Source organism: Kibdelosporangium philippinense (assembly GCF_021390435.2).
In the GTDB taxonomy this organism is placed as follows: domain Bacteria; phylum Actinomycetota; class Actinomycetes; order Mycobacteriales; family Pseudonocardiaceae; genus Kibdelosporangium; species Kibdelosporangium philippinense.
The window spans coordinates 3,126,435-3,148,684 of record NZ_JAJVCN010000001.1; the positions used below are offsets into that span (position 1 = coordinate 3,126,435).

Below are 22,250 nucleotides of genomic sequence, written 5' to 3' on the forward strand. Positions count from 1 at the left end.
CCGCTGGCAACAGCCTCTCACGACTACTGACGGCCAGAAGGCGGGAAACTCATCGGATGCCCAAAAGCAGACTGGGTTCAAATTAAGACCGAGTATGGTTATCCTGGCGGTCGTGGGACTGCGCGAACGCAAGAAGGAACAGACCAAGCGACGGATCGCCGCAGTGGCGCTCAGACTGTTCACCGAGCGTGGCTTCGACGCGGTCACGGTCACTGACATCGCCGATGCGGCCGAGGTCGCCAAAGCCACCCTGTTCAGCTATTTCCCCAGCAAAGAGGCGCTCGCGCTGGACGGCGTCGCCAACGATGACCTGGCTGGCGCCGTGCGGAACCGCCGTCCCGGCCAGACACCGCTGCAGGCGCTACGGGCGTACTTCCTCGCTCTGATGGCCGATGAGATCAAACCGGCCGACGGCGACGAGATCATCGGCCGGATGCAGGTGATCTTCGCCAGTCCCGCACTGAGCAACGCCGCCAACGCACTGCTCTACCAGCAGCGGCAACGCCTGGCCGAAGTGCTGAAAGAACCCTACGGCCCGGCCGCGCCCTACGCGGCAGCACAGATCGCGGCCACAGTGCTGACCCTGCAGGAAACGGTCTTCCAACACCTGTCCAGTGGCGCCGAGCCGCGAGAAGTGGCGCACGAGTTCGCCCGCGACATCGACCTGGCCTTCGACCTGCTCGAACAAGGACACTGACCATGCGCGCACGCGGAATCACCTACGACACCGGTTTCCTGCCCGGCAACGGCTCCCGCCCGAGCTTCACGCCCGACATCGTCCGCACTGACATGGCCGTCATCGCCAACCAGTTGCACTGCGACGCCGTCCGCATCACTGGAGGCGACTCGCAACGCCTGAAGATCGCCGCCACCCACGCGGCCGAAGCAGGACTGGAAGTCTGGTTCTCCCCAATGCCTGTCGACCTGCCCGAAGACCGACTCCTGCCGTTCTTCGGCGAATGTGCCCAGCTCGCCGCACACATCCCCGGCGAGGTCGTGTTCGTGACGGGCTGCGAGATGAGCGCGTTCTGCCGCGGCTTCATCCCCGGCGCGACCTACACCGAACGCCTGCAGGCCATGGGCAGCGCCGACATGGACTGGTGGATCTCGCTCGGCCCGGTCCTGCACCGCCTCAACGACACCCTCGCCCAGGTCGCCGCCACCGTCCGCACCCACTTCACCGGACGCGTCACCTACGCCGCAGGCCCCTGGGAACAGATCGACTGGAGCCCGTTCGACCTCGTCGGCATCGACGCCTACCGAGCCGCCTACAACAAGGACACCTTCCGTGACGAGCTGAAACAGCACTTCACCCACGGCAAGCCCGTCGCGGTCACCGAGTTCGGCACCTGCGCGTACACCGGCGCGGGCGACCGCGGCGGCATGGCCTGGACCGTGCCCGACGGCGCCGTGCGCGACGAGCAGGAACAGGTCCGGTACTTCACCGAACTGATGGAGATCTTCGAAGCCGACGGCGTGGACACCGCGTTCTGGTTCACCTTCGCCAGCTACGCCCGCACCGGCGCGGACGACCTCGGCTCCTACGGCGTGGTGCATGTGACCGACGAAGCACAGTGGACGCCGAAACAGGTTTTCCACGCACTAGCTGCGGCCTATGCCCAATAATGCGGACCCGTGACGGTAACCGAGACACATCGGGCGATCGACGCGGTCTGGCGCATCGAGTCGGCCAGGGTGATCGCCGGCCTCGCCCGCATCGTCCGGGACGTCGGCCGCGCCGAGGAACTCGCCCAGGACGCGCTGGTCGCGGCGCTGGAACAGTGGCCGGAGCAGGGCGTGCCGAAAAACCCGGGCGCCTGGCTGATGGCCACGGCCAAGCACCGCGCGATCGACCACGTCCGGCGTGAGCAGGTACTGGCCCGCAAGGTCCAGGAACTCGGCCACGAGATCGAGACCGGCGGCGCCAACCCGGAACCCGACATCGACGCCGCGCTGGACGACGACATCGGCGACGACGTGCTGCGGCTCGTGTTCACCGCGTGCCACCCGGTGCTGTCCACCGAGGCCCAGGTCGCGCTGACCCTGCGCATGCTGGGCGGACTGAGCACCAAGGAGATCGCCCGCGCGTTCCTTGCCGGTGAGGCCACCATCCAGCAGCGCATCGTGCGCGCCAAGAAGACCCTGGCCGACAAGAAGATCCCGTTCGAAATCCCACCAGCGGCCGAACGCGCCGGGCGGCTGGCGTCCGTGCTCGAGGTCATCTACCTGATCTTCAACGAGGGCTACTCCGCCACCGCGGGCGACGACTGGCTACGGCCCACCCTGTGCGAGGAAGCGCTGCGGCTTGGCCGCGTGCTCGCGGGCCTCACGCCACGCGACGCCGAGGTCCACGGCCTGGTCGCGCTGCTCGAAATCCAGGCCTCCCGGTCGAAAGCCCGCACCGACGCCAACGGCGAGCCGATCCTGCTGCTGGAACAAAACCGGGCCAAGTGGGACCAGATGCTGATCCGCCGCGGCCTGGCCGCACTGGACAAAGCCACCGACCTGTCCGACGGCAACCCCGGCCCGTACACCGTGCAAGCCGCGATCGCCGCCTGCCACGCCCGCGCCCGCGTCGCCGAGGACACCGACTGGGCCCAGATCGCGGCGCTGTACGCGACACTCTCCGACCTGATGGGCTCGCCGATCGTCGAGCTCAACCGCGCGGTCGCGCTGTCCATGGCGTTCGGCCCGGACATCGGTCTGCAACTGGTGGACATGATCGCCGACGAACCGAGCCTGAAGAACTATCACCTGCTGCCGAGCGTGCGCGGCGACCTGCTAGCCAAACTCGGGCGCTACGCCGAAGCCCAGGCCGAGTTCGAACGAGCCGCCGCCCTCACCGGCAACGAACGTGAACGAGCACTGCTGACCGACCGCGCGCAAGCCTGTGCCCGCGGCGAAGCGCCAGACCGATGAGTTTCGCCGAGCCGGTTCGTCCCAGGAGACGTGAGCATCAAACCTGACATCGTCCAGCGGGCCGAGCAGCCGTACATCGGCGTGCGCGGCACCGTCACCATGGACACCTTCGCCAAGATCGCCGACCGGATACCGGAGCTGATCGGCTCGCTGATCCAGCAGGGCAGCCAGATCGCCGGAGCGCCGTTCTTCCGCTACACCCAGATCGACATGGACCACGAACTGGAAGTCGAGGCAGGCATCCCGATCACCGCCGCCGTGGACATCCAGGGCGACCAGTTCACCGACGTGCTACCAGCCGGACGCTACGTCAGCTACACGCACATCGGTCATCCTGACCAGCTGGCCGACATCACCGGCCAGCTTGTGAACTGGGCCGCCGAACAGGGCCTGACCTTGGACAACACCGGCCAGCGGTGGGGTTGCCGGTTGGAGATTCTCAAGACCAACCCCACCGTCGAGCCCGACATGACCAAGTGGGAAACCGAACTGGCCATCCGGCTGGCCGATTAACCGGCCACCCGGCCTACCACTTCAGGTTGGCGATGACCTTCGAGACCAGCCGCATCGACCGGTCACACTCGAAGGTCTTCGCCACCTCACGGCCGGTCTGCGCGCTCTGGCTGCCGAACTGCAGCCACGGCGTGCCGCCGTTGACGTACACCAAGCAGTAAAGGCCGTCGTCGGCCATCACCGAGGCCTTCTTGCCCGCGATGTCCACGCTGCGCTGCGAGGTGGTCGTGACATCGGGGAACGCGGGCGTGTTGAGGATGACGCTGAGATACGCCGCGCCGCCCGGCGCTTCCCACCGGCAGCCACGGCCGACGTTCGGCAAGTCGTCCGGTACGCCGGTGACCGGGGCGCCGACGTGCGCGCTGGCTTCCTCATTGGTCAGCAACGTGCACGGATCCGTCGCCACCTGGACCGAGTTGGCAGGAGGCGCCTCGGGGGCAGGCGGCGTTTCGGGAGCCGGGTCGCCGCTACAACCAGCCGCCAGCAGTAGGGCGGCAGTGGCCGCCGCGAGTCGTGTGATCACCAGTCGTCCTTGCGTGCAGGGGTGCAGGGATGCCGTGTTGTCCAGACCATTCTGCACGCAAGGTCAACACGATCACCGCCGACGTTTGCCGCTCGGCGCCCGTTTCCAGTGCGCCGGGCGCGTCAACGCGGGCGGCAGCGTGGTCGACGCGTCGCCACGGGCCGCGTTGACCTGCGACTGGGTCAGGAAAATGCTGCCCGTCAGATCCGCGCCGGTCAGATCGGCATCCCGCAGGTCCGCGCCGATCAGATCCGCCAGCCGCAGGTCAGCACCCCGAAGATCGGCGCCGATCAGCAACGCGCCCCGCAAGCTCGCGCCCCGCAGGTTCGCGTTACGCAGCTTGGCGCCGATCAGATCGGCGCCGCGCCGGTTGCGGCCGCCTGTTCCCGCTCGGACCAGCTCGCTGACCCGCAGCAGCACCGCGTTGACCTTCCCGCGGTGCGCGGGCACGTCCAGCTCGATGATCGCCTCAGCCGCGGCGAAGGTGATCTTCTCGGTCTCCTCGATCAACGCGGCGATCCGTTCACGCACCGGCTGCGCGGCGTCCAAGGCCAGCGCCTCGGTCAAGTACCACAGCAGCTCGTGCAGCTGCCGCATCACCGGGAACACCTGGAACATCTGCTTGGCACTGCCCGGCACGGACCGCCAGTCGTGACCGGCGAAGGTCACCTGCGAGACCTTCTGGCCCGCGCCGAAACAGTCGAACACCGTGCAGCCCGGAAAACCCCGCTCACGCAGCGTGGTGTGGATCCCGCACCGGAAGTCCGCGAGCAGGTTGGGGCACGGCTGCCCGCCGTCCTTGCTGATCGCGAAGTCCGCCGAGGCCGCGAACGGCAATGCCACACAGCACAGCCCGAAGCAGCTGGAACAGTTGGCGACGAGGCCTTCGGGCACTGGACTCCTTCATCTTCGGCGTCTTGTGCCCGAAAGGTTAGCTAGCTCCAGTCATCCTGTGGCTCGCCGGGACGGTGAATGCCGAACGACCACTCGAAGCCCTCAGGGTCCTGCACCCGGAAGCGGTAGTTGTACTCCGCCTGCACCGGCTCCCAGATGGTCACCGCGCCAAGGGCCGTGGCCTGCTGGTGCAGCCGGTCAACGGTCTGCTTGCTGTCCACGACCAGGTACACGCCCTGCCCGCTGGTGTCGCCCTTGCGCGGGGCCCGCTCGTACCCGTCGTAGTCGTTGAACACTATGATCACCGCGTCCCCGAGGCGCAGTTCGGCGTGCGCGACGCCACCCTTCTCGTCGTCGAACTTCATCGTGGTCTCGAACCCGAAGGCCTTGGTCAGAAACTCGATGGCCGCTTGTCCGTCGCGATAGCCGAAGTACGGCGTCACCTCTGTGGTCATGCGGCACAGCCTCTCGGCAATTCAGGTCAGCTCGTGACCTCAAAGAAAATCGGATGCTTCCGGCATGATCAACTGACACAGTGCGACCGGTGTACGACGTGCTGCTGATCGGCGGGCCATCGGGAGTCGGAAAGTCCAGCGTGGGGTGGGAGGTCGCGGCCCTGCTCAAACAGCGGGACGTGCCGCACTGCTTCATCGAGGGCGACACGATGGACCAGATCCACCCAGCCCCACCCGGCGACCCACACCGCTCCGCGATCACCGAACGCAACATCGCCGCGGTCTGGGCGAACTACGCGGCAGTGGGCCAGACGCGGCTGATCTACACCAACACGGTCAGCATCCTGGAAGCCCCGATGATCGTGCGCGCGATGGGCGAGCCCGAGACGCGCGTGATGTGCGTGCTGCTCACTGCCAGCGAGGAAACCGTGCGGGAACGGTTGACGGGGCGGGAGATCGGCTCGGAACTCGACTGGCACATCGAGCGCAGCGCGAAGATGGCGCGGCGCCTGGACGCGCAGGCTCCCGAGGAGACGGTCCGGATCCTCACCGACGGGTTGACCGTCGAGCAGATCGCTGAAGACATCTGTGCCAAGTGGCTGTAACACGTGGGTCACACGTGGTGTGAACGATGTCATCCATGAAGGTCCGTGACGCCACCGAACTGGACGCCGAAGCCTGCGCGGAGATTTACGCGCCCTACGTCCTGGACACCGCGATCACGTTCGAAAGCGACCCGCCGACGCCTGCGCAGATGGCCGTCCGTATCGCCACGGCCAGCAAGACCCATGCGTGGCTCGTGCTGGAAGACGACGAGCGCGTCATCGGCTACGCCTACGGCGGGCCGTTCAAAGAACGCGAGGCCTACCGGTGGTCATGCGAGGTAAGCGTGTACCTCGAACTGGGCCGACGGCGTACCGGCGGCGGACGCGCGCTGTACACCGCGTTGCTGGACCGTCTCGCGCAACGCGGCTACCGGATGGCCGCCGCCGGGATGACGTTGCCTAACGACGCGAGCGTCGGGCTGCACAAGGCGATGGGCTTCCAACCCGTCGGCACCTATCGCCAGATCGGATGGAAATTCGACGCATGGCACGACGTTGCCTGGGCCCAGCGCACGATCGGCACAGGTGACGACCCGCCAGCACAACCCCGCTGACTCGATATCGTGGGGCTATGAGGTTGACGCGTGCTGAGGCGCAGGAACGGACTCGCGCCAAAGTGCTCGCCGCGGCGCGCGACGAGTTCGCCGAACGCGGGTTCCGGGATGCCAAGATCGACGAGATCGCCAACCGGGCCGAGCTGACCCGGGGCGCGGTCTACTCCAACTTTCCCGGCAAACGCGCCCTCTACTTCGCCGTGCTCGCCGACGCCGCCGCACAGCAGGCCGACCCGCCGCACCCCGGCACCGCCAGCACGCCACGCGAGGCGCTGGGTCGCCTGGCCCGTGCGTGGGTCACCAGGCTGCCGTTGAGCACCGACGAGGCCAGGCTCGGTGTCGATCTGATCCCGGAGATCATTGCTGAACAGCGCACCCGTAAACCGTTCGCCCAGCTGATGTGGCTTGCCGCGATCCAGCTTGGCTTGGCGCTGGAGAACCTGCGGCCCGGCGGCCGCCAGGTGCGGCTCGCGCAGACCGTGCTCACGACCCTGCACGGCGCCAGCCAGCTCGCCGCCGCCGCACCCGGCTTCGGCGAGCCATTCACCGTGGTCACCGCGTGCGAGGAACTGGCTGACGCGCCCTTCGACGACGCATGGCTGACACCCACGACCGCCCCGAACATCCAGACCCCGGACGCGCCGTGGGAACTGACCGGCGACGGGGTCGTGGCGATCCTGGGCATGCACCGGCTCTCCGGTGTCGAGGAGGCGCTGCGGCTTGGCGCCGAGGTCACCCTGGTGATCGTCACCGCCGACCCAGGCGAGCTGATCCCGTTGGCACGCTTGATAGTCACCGAGTTCACCGGGTTGCTGCAGCACGCCTTCCCGGCCGACGCGTGGCCGCGGCTGACGATCGTGCTGGATGACACCAGCACCTTCACCACAGCCGCGGGCATCGACACCGTCACCGACACCACCGAGGTCGCCCTACGCGTCGAGTCCGGCACAGTCGTGCTGCGCGCCGAGGGATTCGGTGCCTGCCATGCCGCGTCAGGCCTGAAGGCGCCGCGCTAGCGCGTCTGGCAAGCCAGGCAGATCCAGGTGCTTGGCCAGAAACCGCGCGCGGTCGGCGTACGCGGCGACGTCGTTGATCACGTGCCCGGAGTCGTACCAATGCTGCTCTTTCGGCTCCGGTGCCATCGCGTAGAACTCCTCCGACTCCGCGACCGTCACCCCGATGTCGAAGCGCGCGAATTGGAACAACAAAGGCGCCTGGGCGTCGCCGATGAAATGCTCGGCATCGTAGGGCGCCATCGCCTCCAAAGTGGACTCGAACAGCTCCGGCGGCAGGCCCGCGCGCATCCGCACGATGTTCGGGTGGCTGGTGTTACGCCAGTGATGCGTCAGCCCAGCCATCGGAACCTCAAGAACGAAGCACCGGAACCGGTGGTCGATCCCGGCCACGACCGAGGTCATCAGCGCCCCGCCGCTGTGCCCGACCACCGCGATCGCGTCCGTGCGCCGCAGCAGCAGATCCGCGCCGCGCCGGATCGACTGCACGGTCTGGCGGATCGAGGCGACCTGGTCGTCGATGTAGTGGAATCCCAGGCACAACGCGATCCCGCCGGCCTCGGCGAACTGGATCGCCTCCGGCAGGAACCCCTCTTTGAAGCTGGTCGTGTGGATGTAGACCACGCCTGCCCTCGGCGTGCCCGCCGGTTCGACGAGATAACCCACGACCCGGTCGCCCTCGGCGTTGTCGAACTCGCAGCGCGAGATCGTCACCCCGGCGCGTTCCGAGATCCGGTCGAGTGTGAGGTTGAGGGGCGCGGTGACGTCATAGCTCAGGTCGGGCATAGGTGCGAGTGTGCCCGCTTCGGCAACGGGCACCACGCTGTTCGCCCGTCAGGGAACTTGATCACGCGCCTTCAGGCGGTGGTCACGGTCCGCAGTCAGGCATCCCACGCTTGGCGCAACGCCCGCGCGAACACCTCGGTCGGCTGCCCGCCCGACACACCGACCTTGCGGTCCAGCACGAAGAACGGCACGCCCCGGGCGCCGAGCTGCGCGGCCTCTCGCTCCTCGGCACGCACATCGTCGGCGTAGACGGTCTTGTCCGCCAGCACGCGCAGCACGTCCGCCTTGTCCAGGCCGACCTCGACCGCGACATCGACGACCGTGTCATCGGTGAAGATCGGCCGGGCCTGCGCGAAGTTCGCCTCGAACAACGCCGACACCATCTCGTGCTCCAGCCCCTTGGCCCTGGCCACATGCAGCACGCGATGCAGGTCGAACGTGTTGCCGACCTCGCGGTCCGTGCGATATCCGAGGCCTTCGCCCTTGGCCAGCGCGGCGACCTGGTCCTCCATCCCGGAGGCCTGCGGGCCGTACCGCTCGACGAGCATGTCCTGCACCGGCTGCACCCCGGCGTGGCTCGGATCCAGCTCGAACGACCGGTAGACCACCTCGACCTCGTCCCGGTGCTCGAACTCGGCCAGCGCCTGCTCGAAGCGTGCTTTGCCGATGTAGCACCACGGACAGATGACGTCGCTCCAGATCTCCACACGCACGTTCGCAAGTTTACGAAATGCCCGTGTGTGGGGCGAGTACGCACTTGCGGGGTAAGGACCCAGCGTAAGCAGGCGGGTAACCCGATCGAGCAAACCGGCCGTCTGCTTCGCTGAAGGCGTGATTAAGAAGCGTCGGCAGAAGAATGGCATGGTGACCGTCACGTGGGTCCTGCCCGCGGACGTGCACGACGGCCCAGTGAGTGTCGTGGGCTGCTTCAACGACTGGACACCCGGCATGCACGTGCTGGGCAAGCGGTCCAACGGAACCCGCTCGGTGTCGTGGACGGCGCAGTCCGGCACCGAGACCAAGTTCCGCTATCTCGGCCACGGCGGCCGCTGGTTCAACGACCCCGATGTGGCAGGCGAGGGCGACGACAGCGTGGTCATCGCAGAGCTCTCCGCGAGCTGACCCTTTCCCGCCAGCCGGCCGCGCCGAGATAACCGGCGCGGCCGGTTTTGTTTGACTCTCCCACGGTGTGAGGGCCTGTACTGGGAGATGTCATGTTCAGCATTGGAGATTTCGCCAAGCACGGCCGGGTATCGGTCCGCATGCTGCGTCACTACGACGCCATCGGGCTGCTGCGGCCTGCCCACGTCGACCAGTCGAGCAACTACCGCTACTACACCGCCGAGCAGCTCACCCGGCTCAACCGGATCATCGCGCTGAAAGATCTCGGCTTCAGCCTGCACCAGGTCGGGACCATCCTGGACGAGCAGGTCAGTGTCGAGCAGTTGCGCGGAATGCTGCGGCTGCGCCGCATCGAGCTGCACAGCGTCGTCGAGGAGGCGGCGGCACGGCTGGCCAGGGTCAAGGCGAGGCTCCGCAGTATCGAAACCGAGGACGGCATGGCCGACGAGATCGTCATCAAATCCCTGCCCGCGATGCGCCTGGCAACCCGCTCCGCGACCGCTCCAAGCTTCGACCCCCAAGACATCGGGCCGGTTGTCGGACCCTTGTTCCAGCAACTGTGCGACCAGATCACGCCCACTGGCCCGGGCCTCGCGCGCTACTGCCAAGAACCCGACGGCAGCATCACCGCGCACGTTGGTTTCCCGGTCGCTACCGAGGTTCCCGGCATGGTCGACGTGCCCGCGGTGCCGCGGGCGGCGACAGTCGTGCACCGCGGCAGCATGGACGACGTGTTGCCGACCGCGCAGGCGTTGGCACGGTGGATCGACGCCAACGGATACCGCTCGACCGGCCTGCCACGGGAGTTGTCGCTCGCGTGCCCTGAGGACCGCGGCCAGTGGGTGACCGAGCTGCAGGAGCCGATCGCGTGACCAGCTATATCGGCTCTGGCCCGTACTGCTACACCCATTGCGTGGCAATGCTTACCGGTGTCACGCCCGCGGTGTTCGAGACGTTGACCGGCTCGCCGTTCGGGGCCCAGATCGACCGAACCCAGCCTTATTTCGACCCGTGCGGGTGGGATCCGCAGATCGGCGTGGACGCGGCGCTGTCGCTGCTGGGCTGGTCGTGCCGCCGGGAAAGCGGGGGAGACCCGGTCGCCCGGCTGCGTGCGGTGAGCGGGCCGGTCATGATCGGGCCCTTGGATATGGAGTCCTTGTCGTATCAGACCGCGGGTGGCGGGGACCATTACGTGCTGCTGCTTGAGGTCCGCGATGACGTGGTGGTGCTGCACGACCCGCATGGCCATCCGTATGCCACGCTGCCTGTGTCGGAGTTCGTCGTGGCGTGGGAAGGCAACGCGGTCACGTACTGCGATGAGCCGTTCGTGTTGCGGACGGGATTCGTGCGCGACCGGGTTGTGTCCGAAGTGGACGCTCTGCGGACGTCGCTGCCACAGGCGATCCGCTGGCTCGAAGGCGCCACAGAAGCTGTTGAGACGATGGCCTCACAGACACTCGAGCCGGAGGCGCGTGATGTGCTGGCGGTGTTCGGGATCCGGCTCGGCGCGCGCAGACTGGCCGACGCGTCGACGTGCTTGCGGATGCTGGGGTTGATCGACGCCGCCGAGGTCATGGACGAGCAGGCACGATTGGTCGGTAGCCTGCAGCATCCGCTGGTCACCGGCTCGCCGGGATTCGCGGACGGTCTTCGCCGCCTCGCGCCGACGTATAACCACCTGCGCGAAACCCTGCAGGCTCACTACGTTTTCCTAGTGCGTGTCGATCACTAGCAACTGATCGGACGTCACGAACCCGTGCCGCACGTACACCGGCACGGCCCGCGAGTCGGAATACACGGTCACGCGCATCAACCCAAGCTCGCGGGCCAACTGCAGCAACCCGCCGACCAGGTCGTTGCCAATGCCACGGTCGCGGTGCCGCGGCAGGACGTACACGCACTGCACATCCCCGGTTTCGCGGGTCAACGCCCGCGGGGTGGGCACGCGCGGCGCGATCGCGAGCCACGCCATGCCGATCACCTCGCCCGCGTCGACGGCGACGAGACATCGGTGCGTCTCGGCGTTGTGTCGAGCCCATTCGGTGAACGGGCCGACGAACTCCTCCGCCGATGTGTCCCCGGCGTTGCCGTTCTCGCAGACCCATTGCCACCGTAAGCGGGCGACGACGGGCAGGTCAGCGTCAGCCGCGAGCCGGATCTCGGTCATGCCCGCACCTTAGCCAGGAACCCCGACAGGTTGGCTATGGTCCGCTCAACCTGGGCATCCAAGCTCAGCGACTCGTGCAGCCGGGCGCCGGGACCCGCGTCCTTCTTGCCCCGCATGTACAGCGAACACGCCAGGTCGGTGCACATGTACGCGCCGACCGAGTTGCCGTTCTGGCCGCTCTTGCCCGCTTTGCGCGCGGTCATCAGCGCCACGCCACCGCCCGCGTGCGTGGTCAGGCACAGCGAACACATCGTGCGACGAGCCTGCACGGCCGACGGCGCCGCCCGGCGCAGCGCGATCCCGACCAGCCCGTCGCCCTCCCGGGCCACCAGGTAGGCGCGTTCGGGCGACGCGGGGTCCTGCCAGCCGAAGAAGTCCAGGTCGTCCCATGGCTTGCCGGCCAGGTCACGGGGCACGGCCATCCGCTTGGCCTCACCCTTTGTGCAGTTGACGAACGACGCGCGGATCTCGCTCTCGGTGACGGGTTTCATGGCATCGACGGTAAGATGCCTAGAGATACTAGGCAAATGATTAAGGCTTCTAGGACGAGTGGTGTATGGCACGTGCAGGACTGACCACGCAGCGCCTGGTCGAGGCGGCCGCGGAGCTGGCCGACGAGGTCGGGTTCGACAACGTGACCGTCTCCGCGCTCGCCCGCCGGTTCGGCGTCAAGGACGCGAGCCTCTACTCGCACGTGCGTAACGCCCTGGACCTGCGTGAACGCGTCGCCATGCTGGCATTGGCCGAGCTGGCCGACCGCGCGGCGGACGCGTTGGCCGGGCGCTCAGGCAAAGACGCGCTGGTGGCGTTCGCCAACGCCTACCGTGACTACGCCACCGCGCATCCCGGCCGGTACGCCGCCGCGCAGATGCGGCTACGCCCCGAGGCACTGCACGCCAGCGCGGCGCGTAAGCACTCCGAGATGACCCGTGCGATCCTGCGTGGCTACGGACTGAGCGAACCTGACCAGACCGACGCGATCCGCATGCTGCACAGCACGTTGCACGGCTATGTCAGTTTGGAGACCGCGGGCGCGTTCAACCACACCCCCAGGGCGGTGGACGCGTCCTGGTCACGCACGCTGGACGCGCTGCACGCGCTGCTCAACTCGTGGCCGTGACCCGTTTCGTGCCGTAGACGTCCGGGTGGTCGTCGCATTCAGCGATGAAGTCGTGCGGATAGCCCTTCGTGAAACCGGTGGCCGTCTCCAGGCGCCGCATCTGGTCGTCGCTCAGGACAACCCCGCTCGCGCCGAGGTTGTCTTTCACCTGTGCGGCACTGGTCGCACCGATGATCGGATGCACCAGGTTGTACTGCACCTGCACGCACGCGAACGCCGTCCACCCGCGCCACTCCGCGAACACCTCGACCTATGGGCGACTGTTCGACACGGTCCCGCAGAACATGGCGTGGTTCGTGTTCACCTCGCCGCAGGCGCGCGTGGTGTTCCCTGACTGGGATCGGGTGGCTGACGAATGGGCGGCAGAGCTACGGGCCGCCGCGTCACTGGGGGATGGGTATGCGGCGTTCATGGCCGAGGAGTTGAGGGTCGCGGGCGGTACGGAGTTTTCCAGTCGCTTCGAATCCTCGGCGAAGCTCGCCAGCCGCACCGGCGTAGAGCAGTGGCACTACCCGGACGCGGGGCGGCTGCGGCTGGCGTTCGAGACATTGACATTGCCGGATGCCGATGAGCAGCGGCTGATCGTGTACCTGCCCGCGGACGAGCCAACATCCGACGCCCTCGACCGGCTGGCTCTGGTGGCTGCGCGCGACGAGGTCCTGCGGTAGCAGGGGTGTCGTCAGCCGTTCTCGAGTGGCTGGGTCTGCGTGACTACGTTCTGCAGGAGCAGGCGTTCGCGTTCGCGGGCTTCGGTCAGCTGCCGGGTCAGTTCGCGGATGCTGACTTCGTGCGCGGCCAGTTGCTGTGCCGCGGTGTTGTAGCGGGCGAGTGCCTGGGCTGATTCGGCCGCTGAGCTGGCTTGGGCGTTGCGGGCGGCCTCGGTTTCCTTACGCGCGTGGGCGAGGTCTTCCAGGTGTCGCTGTGCGGTGAGCTCGGCAAGGCACGCGGCCTCACCGGCTAGCCGGGCACGTTCCTCAGCACTCGCGATCTTGGCCTCGGCCAGGGTTTTCGCCGCCTCCGCGCGCTCGGCGGACGTGAGCGCCAATGCCAGTGCCTGCTGAGTGTTCTGGTGCGCTTCGGTCAACTCCCGCAATTCGCGGCGGGTGGTTTCCATGCGGGTGACCGCGTCCAGCTGGGCTTGTTCAGCCAGCGTGGCGCGGGTTTCGGCCTGGCCGCGGGCGCGTTCGTGCTCGGCGCTCTGGGCCCAGGCGGCTTTCTTGACCTGTTCGGCTTCGTGGATCGCGTGTTCGGCGGCTTCTTCGGCGGCTTTGCGGCGCTGCTGGTCCTTGGCCGCGGACGACAGCGCCTCCGCACGAACCCGCACAGCATCGTCCAGTTCCCGGCGCGCCAGCTCAACGTTCAGCAGGGCCTCGGCGGTCTCGGCTTTGTCCTGGGCCGAACGTGCCACCGCGCCCGCGTCGAGCTCATCCCAGCGCCGCCGGACCTCGGCCAGTTCTCGCAGTGCCGCGTCCAACGCCTCGCGGGTCTGCCCACCCAGTTCCCGCAGCACCGCCACCGGTTCGGCCACGCTCACCGATTCCAGTGCCCGGCGGCGTCGGGAGGCTTCATCGGCGTGGGTTTTGCCGCAGTAGCGCACAGGCTTTCCGCCTTTGAGCCGTCCCCGCTCGTCGCGCGCCGGTGGAGGCAAGGGGTTGTCACATCCGTCCAGGGCGCATGTCGCGGTCTCGGCCGCCTCTTCTTTCACCCGACCAGCATATCTCAGTCGCTTACGCGTACGCGTTACTCGTAACGCGTGTTGAATACGCGTAACTAGTGATAATGATTGGTTCAGTGATAATTGCCGTTATCACGGTGTTCTAGGGTCGGGCGGCGAGGTCAGGGACACACGCGATATCTGTTGCGACGCGCAGGCAAAATGCCAGGCGCTGACCTGGGGGCACGTTGGTGGCGCGTCACAGAGAACTAGGAGATCGTCACCGTGACGAAATTGCACCTGCAGTTGGGAGGGGCAGCTGAAATGTCAGTGGTTGTGCACAGCCCCTCACACAGCGCTGATCTCGGCGAGATCCGGCTACCTACTGGTGCATAGGTGAATTGCGCTTCCGCTCCGCGCGGAGATGGCCGCTCGACGTGGACGCCGTGCCGATGATCGTGCCGTGGGCGTTGATTGCGACGGCAGTGCTGTCGGTGTGCGCGGGCAGTGTGCCCAGATCGGTGATCCGGCCCGCTGGGTCCCACCGCACCGCACGGGTATAGCCGCTTTTCATGGACGCGTAGCCGATGATCACGCCGTCGTCATTGATCGCGAGAGCGTAGCTGTCGCCGCCGCTGAGGGTGCCCAGGTTGGTGATGCGGCCCGCATCGTCCCACCGCACCGCGCGGGACTCGCCAGTGGCCTCGGCCACCCAGCCGATGATCACGCCGTCGGTGTTGATCTCGCGGGCAGCGCTGTTGGGGTAGCGGCCGCCGGGCAGGGTGCCCAGGTCGACGATCCGGCCTGCCCGGTCCCACCGCACGGCGTGCTGCTGGCCGCTGGCCGTGTGCGCCGTGCCGATGATCACGCCGTCGTCATTGATGCCGGCACCATAGCTGTAGCGGCCGCCAGGCAGGCCGCCCAGGTCGATGATCCCGCCCGTCGGATCCCACCGCACCGCACGGGGCTCGACTTTGGCCACGGACGCCGTACCGATGATCGTGCCGTGGGCGTTGATTGCGACGGCAGTGCTGTCGGTGTGCGCGGGCAGTGTGCCCAGATCGGTGATTCCGCCCGCTGGGTCCCACCGCACCGCGTGCTGCTGGCCGCTCGACGTGGACGCCGTACCGATGATCACGCCGTCGGCGTTGATCCCGACGGCAGTGCTATCGGTGTGGCAGGGCAGGGTGCCCAGGTCAGCGATTCCGCCCGCTGGGTCCCACTGCGCTGCGTGCTGCTGGCCGCTGGCCGTGGACGCTTGGCCGATGATCACGCCGTTGTCATTGATCGCGACAGCGGCACTGGAACGGCCGCCGGGAAGGGTACCCAGATCGGTGATCGCGCCCGTCGGATCCCACCGCACCGCGTGCTGTTCGCCGCTGGCCGTGGACGCTTGGCCGACGACTACGCCGTTGTCATTGATCGCGACAGCGTCGCTCTCGCCGCCTCCGGGCAGGCCGCCCAGATCGGTGAGCCCACCCGCTCGGTCCCACCGCACCGCGTGGCTGGAGTAGAGAACAGAGGGCGCCTGGCTGATGACCGTGCCGTCGTCGTTGATCCCGACAGCGGCACTGGAACGGCCGCCGGGCAGAGTGCCCAGATCGGCGATCGGGGTGGCAGCGACAACCAACCCTGCCGCCATCATTGCTGCGGCCCCGATACCGAAGGCCCACAGTCCCCATACGCGACGTCGAGGAAAAAGCGCCGCCGCTCCCCATCGTTGATGTTTCCTCACGTTATCCCTCCTCCTCACAGGAAACGTGTGATCCGGACACCTTGACGGTCTGTGAGCAGCCACCACAGGTGTGGGAAACGCAGCGGTCTTCCCCTGGCCGTGCCCGTAGCGGCTGACCGCTGGTTTTTGTTGCCCTGGAAGGGGTTGGCCCTATTCACCGGGAGGACTGAGACATCATTCGACACGCCACCGCTTAACTGCAGCATGCTCGTTAACTGCAGCATGCTCGGAACACGAGCACAGGGGCCAGACGAGGCGGAAAGTGTCACGTGGCGCCAAGTGGTCAAGCTTGACCAGGTTATCTCCGTCACGGCCGGAACACGCCAATCCCTGTCGATCGTCTCGGCTGGGTGTCCCGCCGCCCTTAGCATCGCTGTCGATCACATGATCGAAAGGGCAGCCATTCATGTCCAACTCAGATCGGACCGCCTGGCAAGATCCGGACGAACTTTCCCGCCGGGTGCGCGACGGCAGCCTCACCCGGCGGCAGCTGCTCAGATTGTTCGGTGTGTCGGCGGCTTCGTTCGCACTCGCCTCGACCACAGCCACCGCGGCGACTCGCCGCTACGACTATGTGATCATCGGTGCGGGCTCGGCCGGATGCACGCTGGCCGCCCGGCTGCTGGCGGACTCACGCGCGAGCGTGCCGCTGATCGAGGCCGGTGGCACGAACAACCTGCCGCAGGTACGGGACTTCACGAAGTCAGGCACGCTGACCGCGCCTGGCTCGACGGTCATCTGGCCCTTCCAGTCCGAGCCACAGCCCGGACTCAACGACGCGACGCAGTCCTACGCCTGCGGCAAGCTCGAGGGCGGCAGCAGTTCGGTGAACGGGATGGTGTGGGTCCGGGGAAATCCGGCTGACTACGACCACTGGGCCGCTCTGGGCGCGCACGGTTGGAACTACGCGGGTGTGCGGCCCTCACTGCACGCGCTGACCGGGCCGATCACCCCGTCCAACGAGCTGACGAGACGAAACGCGTTGTCCCAAGCCACCGTCAACGCCGCCGTCGACCTCGGTTACCGGTTCAACCCCGACTACAACGGCGCCACTCAGTTCGGCGTCGCGTACACGCAACTCAACGTGGTGAACGAGATCCGGCAGGACACGTTCACCTCGATGCTGACCCCGCACCTCACCGATCCGCGCCTGACGATCATGACCCAGGCGCGTGTCCTGCGGCTGACCTTCGACCGCAGAAACACCATTGACGGCGTCGTCATCGACGCGGGTGGTGGTCACCAGTTCACGGTCCAGGCCGACCGGGAGGTCATCCTCAGCGCGGGTTCGGTCAACACCGCTCGGCTGCTCCAACTCTCGGGCGTCGGTAACGCCGCCGATCTGGCACGCCTCGGCATCCCCGTCGTGGTCAACCTGCCAGGCGTCGGAGCGAACCTGCAGGATCACTTGATCTCCGTGGTGTCCAAGACACTCCGCAGCCCCGAGCCGCCGTCCCACATCACCACGATGGACGTCACCCTCTTCACCGGCACGGGCCGGGTGCCCGGGACACCGGCGTACCAGTTCCAGGTCTACTACGAACGTGACGAGTATGGCCCTTATCCGCCCCACTCGATGCCGATCGGGGTGGCAAACCTGCACCCAATCAGCCGCGGGTACGTCAAGCTGCGCTCGGCCGATCCGGACGACCCGCCGATCGTCCAGCCGAATTTCCTGCAGGCCCGAGAAGATGTCGAGACGTCTCTCGCAGGCTTCGAGCTGGGCCGGGAGCTGATCAACGCGAAGGGGTTGCGGGACCTGCTCATCGACGACGGCGCCGTTCCCGGCACGGACGTCAAGACCAAGAAGCAGCTGATCGCCACGATGCGCGCCAATTCCGTGTCCAACTTCCACCCGGTCGGCACCTGCCGGATGGGCGTTGACGAGAACGCTGTCGTCGATCCCGAACTGCGAGTGCACGGCATCGACGGATTGCGCCTGGCCAGCGCCGCGATCATGCCCACCATCACGTCCGGCAACACCAATGCCCCGTCGATGATGATCGGCGACCGGTGCGGGCGGATCATTCTGGGTCATACCTGACGCTCACCCAGCACCAACTCGCCGAACTGCTCGACATCCACCGCGGCCACACCGCGTGTCTGCACCTACGAACAGGGCGGGTTGTAGCGGGTCTCGGTGAAATAGCGTTTCCATTCCTCTTCGGAGAGCGTGTTTTGGTCGATGTCGCAGATGCGGGTGGCCACTCGGTTGGCGTCGGTCTCCCAGATGCGGGTTGTGTGGTCATGAGCGGCTGTGGCGAGGGTGTGGCCGTCAGGGCTGAACGCCGCGGCGAAGACCGCTGCGGGGTGCTTGGTCAGCAGGACGGCCGACGCGTTGGGTCGCCGCGGGTCGGTGACGTCCCACAACCGGACAGTGCCATCGATGCCGGTGGTGGCAAGGGTGCGGCCGTCAGGGCTGAAGACCGCGCTGAAGACCATGCCACCATGCCCGGTCAGGGGTGCGACAAGGCGGGGTCGCTGTGAGTCGGTGATGTCCCAGAGCCGGATCACGCCATCCCAGGTCGTCGTGACGACGACATTCCCGTTCGGCCCGAACACGATCGACCGGACCGGTTGGTCATAGCCGCTGATCGTTCCGAGGGGCGCGGGTTCCCGAGGGTTCGTGACGTTCCACAGCCGAGAGGTTTTGTCCCAGCTCGCGGTTGCCAGCGAACGACCGTCAGGACTGAAGGCCACCACTCGGACGGTTTCGCTGTGCCCTGTCAACGTACTCAGCAGCGTGGGCACACGTGGATTCGTGACGTCCCAGAGCCGGACGGTGCGGTCGTCGCTCGCCGTGGCCAGAACCCGGCCGTTCGGGCTGAACACCACCCAGCGGATCTTCGCGTCGTGGCCCGGCACGGTCGCCAGCAGACTCGGCTGGTGCGGATCGGTCAGGTCCCACAGACGAGCAGTCTTGTCCCAGCTCGCGGTTGCCAGCAGATGACCGTCAGGACTGAACGCCAATGAGCGGACGGTACCGGTGTGGCCGGTCGGCGTCGCGGCGAGCAGGGTCGGTCGGCGCGGATCCGAGACATCCCGTAGACGTAGGGTGCGATCGTCACTCGTGGTGCCGAGAATCCGGCCGTTCGGGCTGAACGCGACGGCATAGACGGCTCCCGCGTGGTCGGCGAGGACTGGACCGGTGACCTCCCACAGCCGGACAGTGTCGTCAGCGCTGGCTGTGATCAAGCTATGTCCGTCACGGCCGAACACCAGCGATGTGACCGCCTCGGTGTGGCCGGTCAGTTCGGCAAGAGCACTGGGTTGGTGTGGGTCGGTCACGTCCCACAGTTTGACCGTGCGGTCGTCGCCCGCCGTGGCGAGCATGCGTCCGTCCCCGCTCAGCGCCAGGGTACGGATCCGGTCTCCGTATTCCGGCAGGGTGGCGACCATGCGGGCCTGGCGTGGCTGCGTCACGTCCCACAGTTGGATCGTCTGGCCCCTGCCCGCGGTGACCAACAGGCGTCCGTCCTGACTGAACCGGGCTGTGAGTCCCGCAGGCTCCAGAAGAGGTCCGAGAGTCCGAGGGGAGGACGGCTGCGTCACGTCCCACAGCCGCACTGTCCCATCCCCGCCAACAGAGGCCAGCATGAGGCCTTGCGGACTGAACATGACCTCGCGCACGGCATCGGGATGCTCGGCCGTCTTGCCCAACGCCTTCGGCTGCTTCGGCTCAGCGACATCCCACAGGCGGACTGTGCGGTCTTGGCCTACTGTCGCCAGGACCGGTCCGGCTGGAGCGAAGGCCACCGATGCCCCCGTGGACTCCCTGAGCCCCGTGTGGCCGGGAACAGTGCCCAGCGCGCGCGGTTCGGTCCGGTTCACCACATCCCACAGCTCAACTGACCCGTCCACGCCGTCCGTGGCCAGAAGACGTCCATCCGGGCTGAACGCCGCCGAGACGACGTCGCGGGAATGCCCTGTCACCGTGGCCAGGCCTCGTGGATGCCACGGATCGGTGACGTCCCACAGGGTGAAGCCACTTCGAGTCGTGGTGGTGAGTGTTCGACTGTCCGGGCTGAGGGCGAGTGTTTTCGTGAGATTCGCGCCGCGCGTAACGACAGTCGAATACGGCGTAGCCCAGGAACTCAACAGACTGCTCCTGGTCTCCACGGTGGGCATGAGGCGATAGGCGGCGAGGCTGAGTTGCCCCGACAAAGACGGATCGGCGACGCCAAGACCGGTGGCCTCACTGGCCACCTTGCGGGAGATCGCCAGATTCCGTTGCTCGATGGCGGTTTTCGTCGCCTGTACCGCGTACACGGTCGCCGCGGTCGCGAAAAGGAACAGGACGGTGAGGCCGACGACGAGTTGGTGCAGCCGGCGGGTGCGGCGGCGAGCGGCCCGCTGTTCGTCGTGCTCGAGTTGGACTGAGGCTGCGAGGAACTCATGGGCCAGTGGGGTCAGGCCGGAGCCGGAGCCGGCTCGATCGACCCAGTCGCGCGCGGTCGCGAGGCGAGGACCGCGATAGAGGGCGGCTGGGTGTCGGCCTTCGCGGCCCCAGGACTCGGCGGCCTCAGTGAGCTGTTGGCGAATCAGCAGCCATGCCCGGTTGGTGTCGATCCAGCCGCGCAGTCTCGGCCAGGCTCGCAACAGGGCCTCGTGGGTGATCTCCACGCAGTCACGGTCCAGGGTGAGCAACCTGGCCGCGACGAGTGCTTCGAGGGCGACGGCGAACGCGGCCCGATCGGCTGACTGGCTTGTCACCCGGTCACGTTCGGCGCGCTGGCTGCTGTCCTCACTGTCCTCGCCGACTCGCACCAGACGCAGCAGCAGGCGGCGGGCTTCCTGTTGGGCGGTGATGTCCAGGCTGGTGTGGACGCGTTCGGCGGTAGCGGCAACCGCGCCGTGGATACCGCCGGTGAGCTGGTAGCCGGCCACGGTCAGGCGGGTGCCCTGCCGCTGCTGCCATGTTGCCAGCAGCGCATGGGACAACAACGGCAGGACGCGCGGCTCGTAGGCGGTGTGGTTGTGGTCGGCACCGTGGTCGATACCCAGATCGCGCAGTAGCACCTCGACCAGGCCGGGTTCGAGGTCGAGCTTGCCGACCCGCGCCGGACCGACAATCGCCTCGACGAGCTCGTCACGGCTCATCGCTCCCACGGCGAACTGGTTGTCCTGAACCACGCCGAACAGCTCGGGATAGGCCAGGCAGCGACCGTAGAAATCAGCGCGAACGCCGAGCACCACCAGCGCGGCCGCACCCTGACCGCCCTCGCCGGGACGGGACGCCTCACACAGCGCCCCGATGAACGCTCGGCGTTCGCTGTCGTCCTCGCAGACCGTGAAGACCTCCTCGAACTGATCGACAACCAGCACGAGCCGACCATCGCCATGGCCGAGTGCGGTTCGCAGCGCATCGCCCCACCGCCCAGCGCGGATCCCGTCACGGAAGTTCTCAGGGGATGTCCCCAACAACTTGGCCGCGCTCTCGGCCAGCGCGTCGACGGGATGCGTTGTCGGCGTCATCATGAGCACCGGCCAGCCGGCCGAACCCGCCGCGGGCAGGGCGCCCGCGGCCAGGGAGGGAACCAGTCCCGCGGACAACAACGACGACTTGCCCGCTCCCGAAGCGCCGAACACCACCAGCGGCAGGTCACGATCCACGGACTCGGCCACCCGGCTGATCAAGGCAGCCGTGCTGCGTTCCCGGCCGAAGAACCATCGAGCGTCGGTGGGGCCGAACGCCGCCAGCCCTCGATACGGGCACGGCAGGGCATCCGGGGCCGGTGCCACGAGGCTTGCCAGTGCCCCTCCGGCCTGCAACACCTCATCCAGCCTGCGGGCCAGCTCCGCCGTCGCCGGTTTGTGACTGTTCTCGACGTTGCTCAAGTAGCCCCTGCTGTAATGGGTCAACCCGGACAGCTGGGTCAGCGACAACCGTCGTGCGAGGCGCAGGCGACGCAACTCCGCCGCGAAACCCTGCGCCTCCTGTGGATCGTTCTCCCTGTTCACGGCCTGTATCCCTCAGCGTCATCAGGTAGGGATACGGAAACCCCCTCCCCACCATCACCGCGTTCGCGAAAAACTCTGCGACAAAGCGAGCTTATTCAGCGTGTGGTCCTACCTTGATGGGGACCGAAATGGCTCGCCATGGGAGCGTAGACCTGTGTTCTTGCGGAGGCATGCAATGTTTAGGACAGTGTCCACAATTGGACAGTCATGGGTGTGCTTATCCAGCAGG

General features: G+C 67.1%; 24 protein-coding genes. 13 read left to right on the top strand and 11 right to left on the bottom strand.

All coding sequences use genetic code 11. From position 1 onward, the window contains the following. Window positions 1–112 precede the first annotated feature (112 nt). From LWC34_RS14375 to LWC34_RS14390, 4 genes are read left to right on the top strand one after another with little or no spacing between them, the layout of a single operon-like run. Window positions 113–697 (top strand): TetR family transcriptional regulator, encoded by a 585-nt coding sequence (locus LWC34_RS14375; RefSeq protein ID WP_233725551.1) that lies wholly within the window; start codon window positions 113–115, stop codon window positions 695–697. Between the two features lie 2 nt (window positions 698–699). After that, window positions 700–1,626 carry a glycoside hydrolase family 113 protein gene (locus LWC34_RS14380; RefSeq protein ID WP_233725552.1) on the top strand — a complete coding sequence of 309 codons (927 nt, stop codon included), beginning with the start codon at window positions 700–702 and terminating at the stop codon, window positions 1,624–1,626. A gap of 9 nt (window positions 1,627–1,635) precedes the next feature. Continuing rightward, complete coding sequence (locus tag LWC34_RS14385; RefSeq protein WP_233725553.1) at window positions 1,636–2,919, top strand: RNA polymerase sigma factor; 1,284 nt, start codon at window positions 1,636–1,638, stop codon at window positions 2,917–2,919. A 30-nt stretch (window positions 2,920–2,949) separates the two neighbouring features. Further along, complete coding sequence (locus LWC34_RS14390) at window positions 2,950–3,432, top strand: GyrI-like domain-containing protein (RefSeq protein WP_233725554.1); 483 nt, start codon at window positions 2,950–2,952, stop codon at window positions 3,430–3,432. A 13-nt stretch (window positions 3,433–3,445) separates the two neighbouring features. On the opposite strand, the gene LWC34_RS14395 is transcribed toward LWC34_RS14390, so the two are convergent. The 3 genes from LWC34_RS14395 to LWC34_RS14405 all read right to left on the bottom strand — a co-directional run bounded on the left by LWC34_RS14395 (window position 3,446) and on the right by LWC34_RS14405 (window position 5,304). Then, on the bottom strand, window positions 3,446–3,955 hold the full coding sequence (locus LWC34_RS14395) for a DUF3558 family protein (RefSeq protein WP_233725555.1): 510 nt from the start codon (window positions 3,953–3,955) through the stop codon (window positions 3,446–3,448). A gap of 72 nt (window positions 3,956–4,027) precedes the next feature. Continuing rightward, window positions 4,028–4,849: a pentapeptide repeat-containing protein gene (locus tag LWC34_RS14400; RefSeq protein WP_233725556.1), complete on the bottom strand. Its 822-nt coding sequence runs from the start codon at window positions 4,847–4,849 to the stop codon at window positions 4,028–4,030. Window positions 4,850–4,890: 41 nt separating this feature from the next. After that, a complete protein-coding gene (locus LWC34_RS14405) occupies window positions 4,891–5,304 on the bottom strand; it encodes a VOC family protein (RefSeq protein WP_233725557.1) in 414 nt (137 codons plus the stop codon). Window positions 5,305–5,393: 89 nt separating this feature from the next. On the opposite strand from LWC34_RS14405, the gene LWC34_RS14410 reads away from it, so the two are divergent. Genes LWC34_RS14410 through LWC34_RS14420 form a run of 3 tightly spaced genes read left to right on the top strand, consistent with a single transcriptional unit; the run spans window position 5,394 to window position 7,479 of the window. Next, on the top strand, window positions 5,394–5,909 hold the full coding sequence (locus LWC34_RS14410; protein ID WP_233725558.1) for a nucleoside/nucleotide kinase family protein: 516 nt from the start codon (window positions 5,394–5,396) through the stop codon (window positions 5,907–5,909). Window positions 5,910–5,935: 26 nt separating this feature from the next. Then, complete coding sequence (locus tag LWC34_RS14415; RefSeq protein ID WP_233725559.1) at window positions 5,936–6,463, top strand: GNAT family N-acetyltransferase; 528 nt, start codon at window positions 5,936–5,938, stop codon at window positions 6,461–6,463. A 17-nt stretch (window positions 6,464–6,480) separates the two neighbouring features. Continuing rightward, a complete protein-coding gene (locus tag LWC34_RS14420) occupies window positions 6,481–7,479 on the top strand; it encodes a TetR/AcrR family transcriptional regulator (protein WP_233725560.1) in 999 nt (332 codons plus the stop codon). Here LWC34_RS14420 and LWC34_RS14425 read toward each other — a convergent pair. Both LWC34_RS14425 and LWC34_RS14430 read right to left on the bottom strand, forming a co-directional pair. After that, window positions 7,456–8,262, bottom strand: coding sequence for an alpha/beta hydrolase family protein (locus LWC34_RS14425; RefSeq protein ID WP_233725561.1), 807 nt, complete (start codon window positions 8,260–8,262; stop codon window positions 7,456–7,458). The two genes, LWC34_RS14420 and LWC34_RS14425, sit on opposite strands and share 24 nt — an antisense overlap. Window positions 8,263–8,357: 95 nt before the next feature. After that, window positions 8,358–8,975: a DsbA family oxidoreductase gene (locus LWC34_RS14430; protein WP_233725562.1), complete on the bottom strand. Its 618-nt coding sequence runs from the start codon at window positions 8,973–8,975 to the stop codon at window positions 8,358–8,360. A 118-nt stretch (window positions 8,976–9,093) separates the two neighbouring features. Between LWC34_RS14430 and LWC34_RS14435 the strand changes: the two genes are divergently transcribed. The 3 genes from LWC34_RS14435 (at window position 9,094) to LWC34_RS14445 (ending at window position 11,116) form a co-directional block, all read left to right on the top strand. Beyond that, window positions 9,094–9,384 carry an early set domain-containing protein gene (locus LWC34_RS14435; protein WP_308200038.1) on the top strand — a complete coding sequence of 97 codons (291 nt, stop codon included), beginning with the start codon at window positions 9,094–9,096 and terminating at the stop codon, window positions 9,382–9,384. A gap of 92 nt (window positions 9,385–9,476) precedes the next feature. Beyond that, window positions 9,477–10,256, top strand: coding sequence for a MerR family transcriptional regulator (locus LWC34_RS14440; RefSeq protein ID WP_233725563.1), 780 nt, complete (start codon window positions 9,477–9,479; stop codon window positions 10,254–10,256). After that, entirely contained in the window at window positions 10,253–11,116 is an 864-nt protein-coding gene (locus LWC34_RS14445; RefSeq protein WP_233725564.1) for a YobF C-terminal domain-containing protein, read from the top strand. Before LWC34_RS14440 ends, LWC34_RS14445 begins: the two co-directional genes overlap by 4 nt. On the opposite strand, the gene LWC34_RS14450 is transcribed toward LWC34_RS14445, so the two are convergent. Next, the gene (locus LWC34_RS14450; protein ID WP_233725565.1) at window positions 11,096–11,551 is read right to left on the bottom strand and encodes a GNAT family N-acetyltransferase; all 456 of its coding nucleotides are present in this window, start codon (window positions 11,549–11,551) and stop codon (window positions 11,096–11,098) included. The genes LWC34_RS14445 and LWC34_RS14450 overlap by 21 nt on opposite strands. Beyond that, complete coding sequence (locus LWC34_RS14455) at window positions 11,548–12,042, bottom strand: FBP domain-containing protein (protein WP_233725566.1); 495 nt, start codon at window positions 12,040–12,042, stop codon at window positions 11,548–11,550. The genes LWC34_RS14450 and LWC34_RS14455 overlap by 4 nt, the downstream gene beginning before the upstream one ends. Window positions 12,043–12,107: 65 nt before the next feature. Here LWC34_RS14455 and LWC34_RS14460 point away from each other — a divergent pair, with 65 nt between their 5' ends. Beyond that, a complete protein-coding gene (locus LWC34_RS14460) occupies window positions 12,108–12,671 on the top strand; it encodes a TetR/AcrR family transcriptional regulator (protein WP_233725567.1) in 564 nt (187 codons plus the stop codon). On the opposite strand, the gene LWC34_RS14465 is transcribed toward LWC34_RS14460, so the two are convergent. Then, window positions 12,655–12,915 carry a hypothetical protein gene (locus LWC34_RS14465; RefSeq protein WP_233725568.1) on the bottom strand — a complete coding sequence of 87 codons (261 nt, stop codon included), beginning with the start codon at window positions 12,913–12,915 and terminating at the stop codon, window positions 12,655–12,657. The two genes, LWC34_RS14460 and LWC34_RS14465, sit on opposite strands and share 17 nt — an antisense overlap. Here LWC34_RS14465 and LWC34_RS14470 point away from each other — a divergent pair. Then, complete coding sequence (locus LWC34_RS14470; RefSeq protein ID WP_372496493.1) at window positions 12,842–13,339, top strand: MmyB family transcriptional regulator; 498 nt, start codon at window positions 12,842–12,844, stop codon at window positions 13,337–13,339. The genes LWC34_RS14465 and LWC34_RS14470 overlap by 74 nt on opposite strands. An 11-nt stretch (window positions 13,340–13,350) precedes the next feature. Here the strand turns inward: LWC34_RS14470 and LWC34_RS14475 are convergent, their stop codons facing one another. Further along, the gene (locus LWC34_RS14475; RefSeq protein ID WP_233725570.1) at window positions 13,351–14,376 is read right to left on the bottom strand and encodes a coiled-coil domain-containing protein; all 1,026 of its coding nucleotides are present in this window, start codon (window positions 14,374–14,376) and stop codon (window positions 13,351–13,353) included. A 331-nt stretch (window positions 14,377–14,707) separates the two neighbouring features. Next, window positions 14,708–16,060: a hypothetical protein gene (locus tag LWC34_RS14480; protein WP_233725571.1), complete on the bottom strand. Its 1,353-nt coding sequence runs from the start codon at window positions 16,058–16,060 to the stop codon at window positions 14,708–14,710. Between the two features lie 406 nt (window positions 16,061–16,466). Here LWC34_RS14480 and LWC34_RS14485 point away from each other — a divergent pair, with 406 nt between their 5' ends. Continuing rightward, entirely contained in the window at window positions 16,467–18,104 is a 1,638-nt protein-coding gene (locus tag LWC34_RS14485) for a GMC family oxidoreductase (protein ID WP_233725572.1), read from the top strand. A gap of 65 nt (window positions 18,105–18,169) precedes the next feature. On the opposite strand, the gene LWC34_RS14490 is transcribed toward LWC34_RS14485, so the two are convergent. Continuing rightward, window positions 18,170–22,021, bottom strand: coding sequence for a WD40 repeat domain-containing protein (locus LWC34_RS14490; RefSeq protein ID WP_233725573.1), 3,852 nt, complete (start codon window positions 22,019–22,021; stop codon window positions 18,170–18,172). Window positions 22,022–22,250 lie beyond the last annotated feature (229 nt).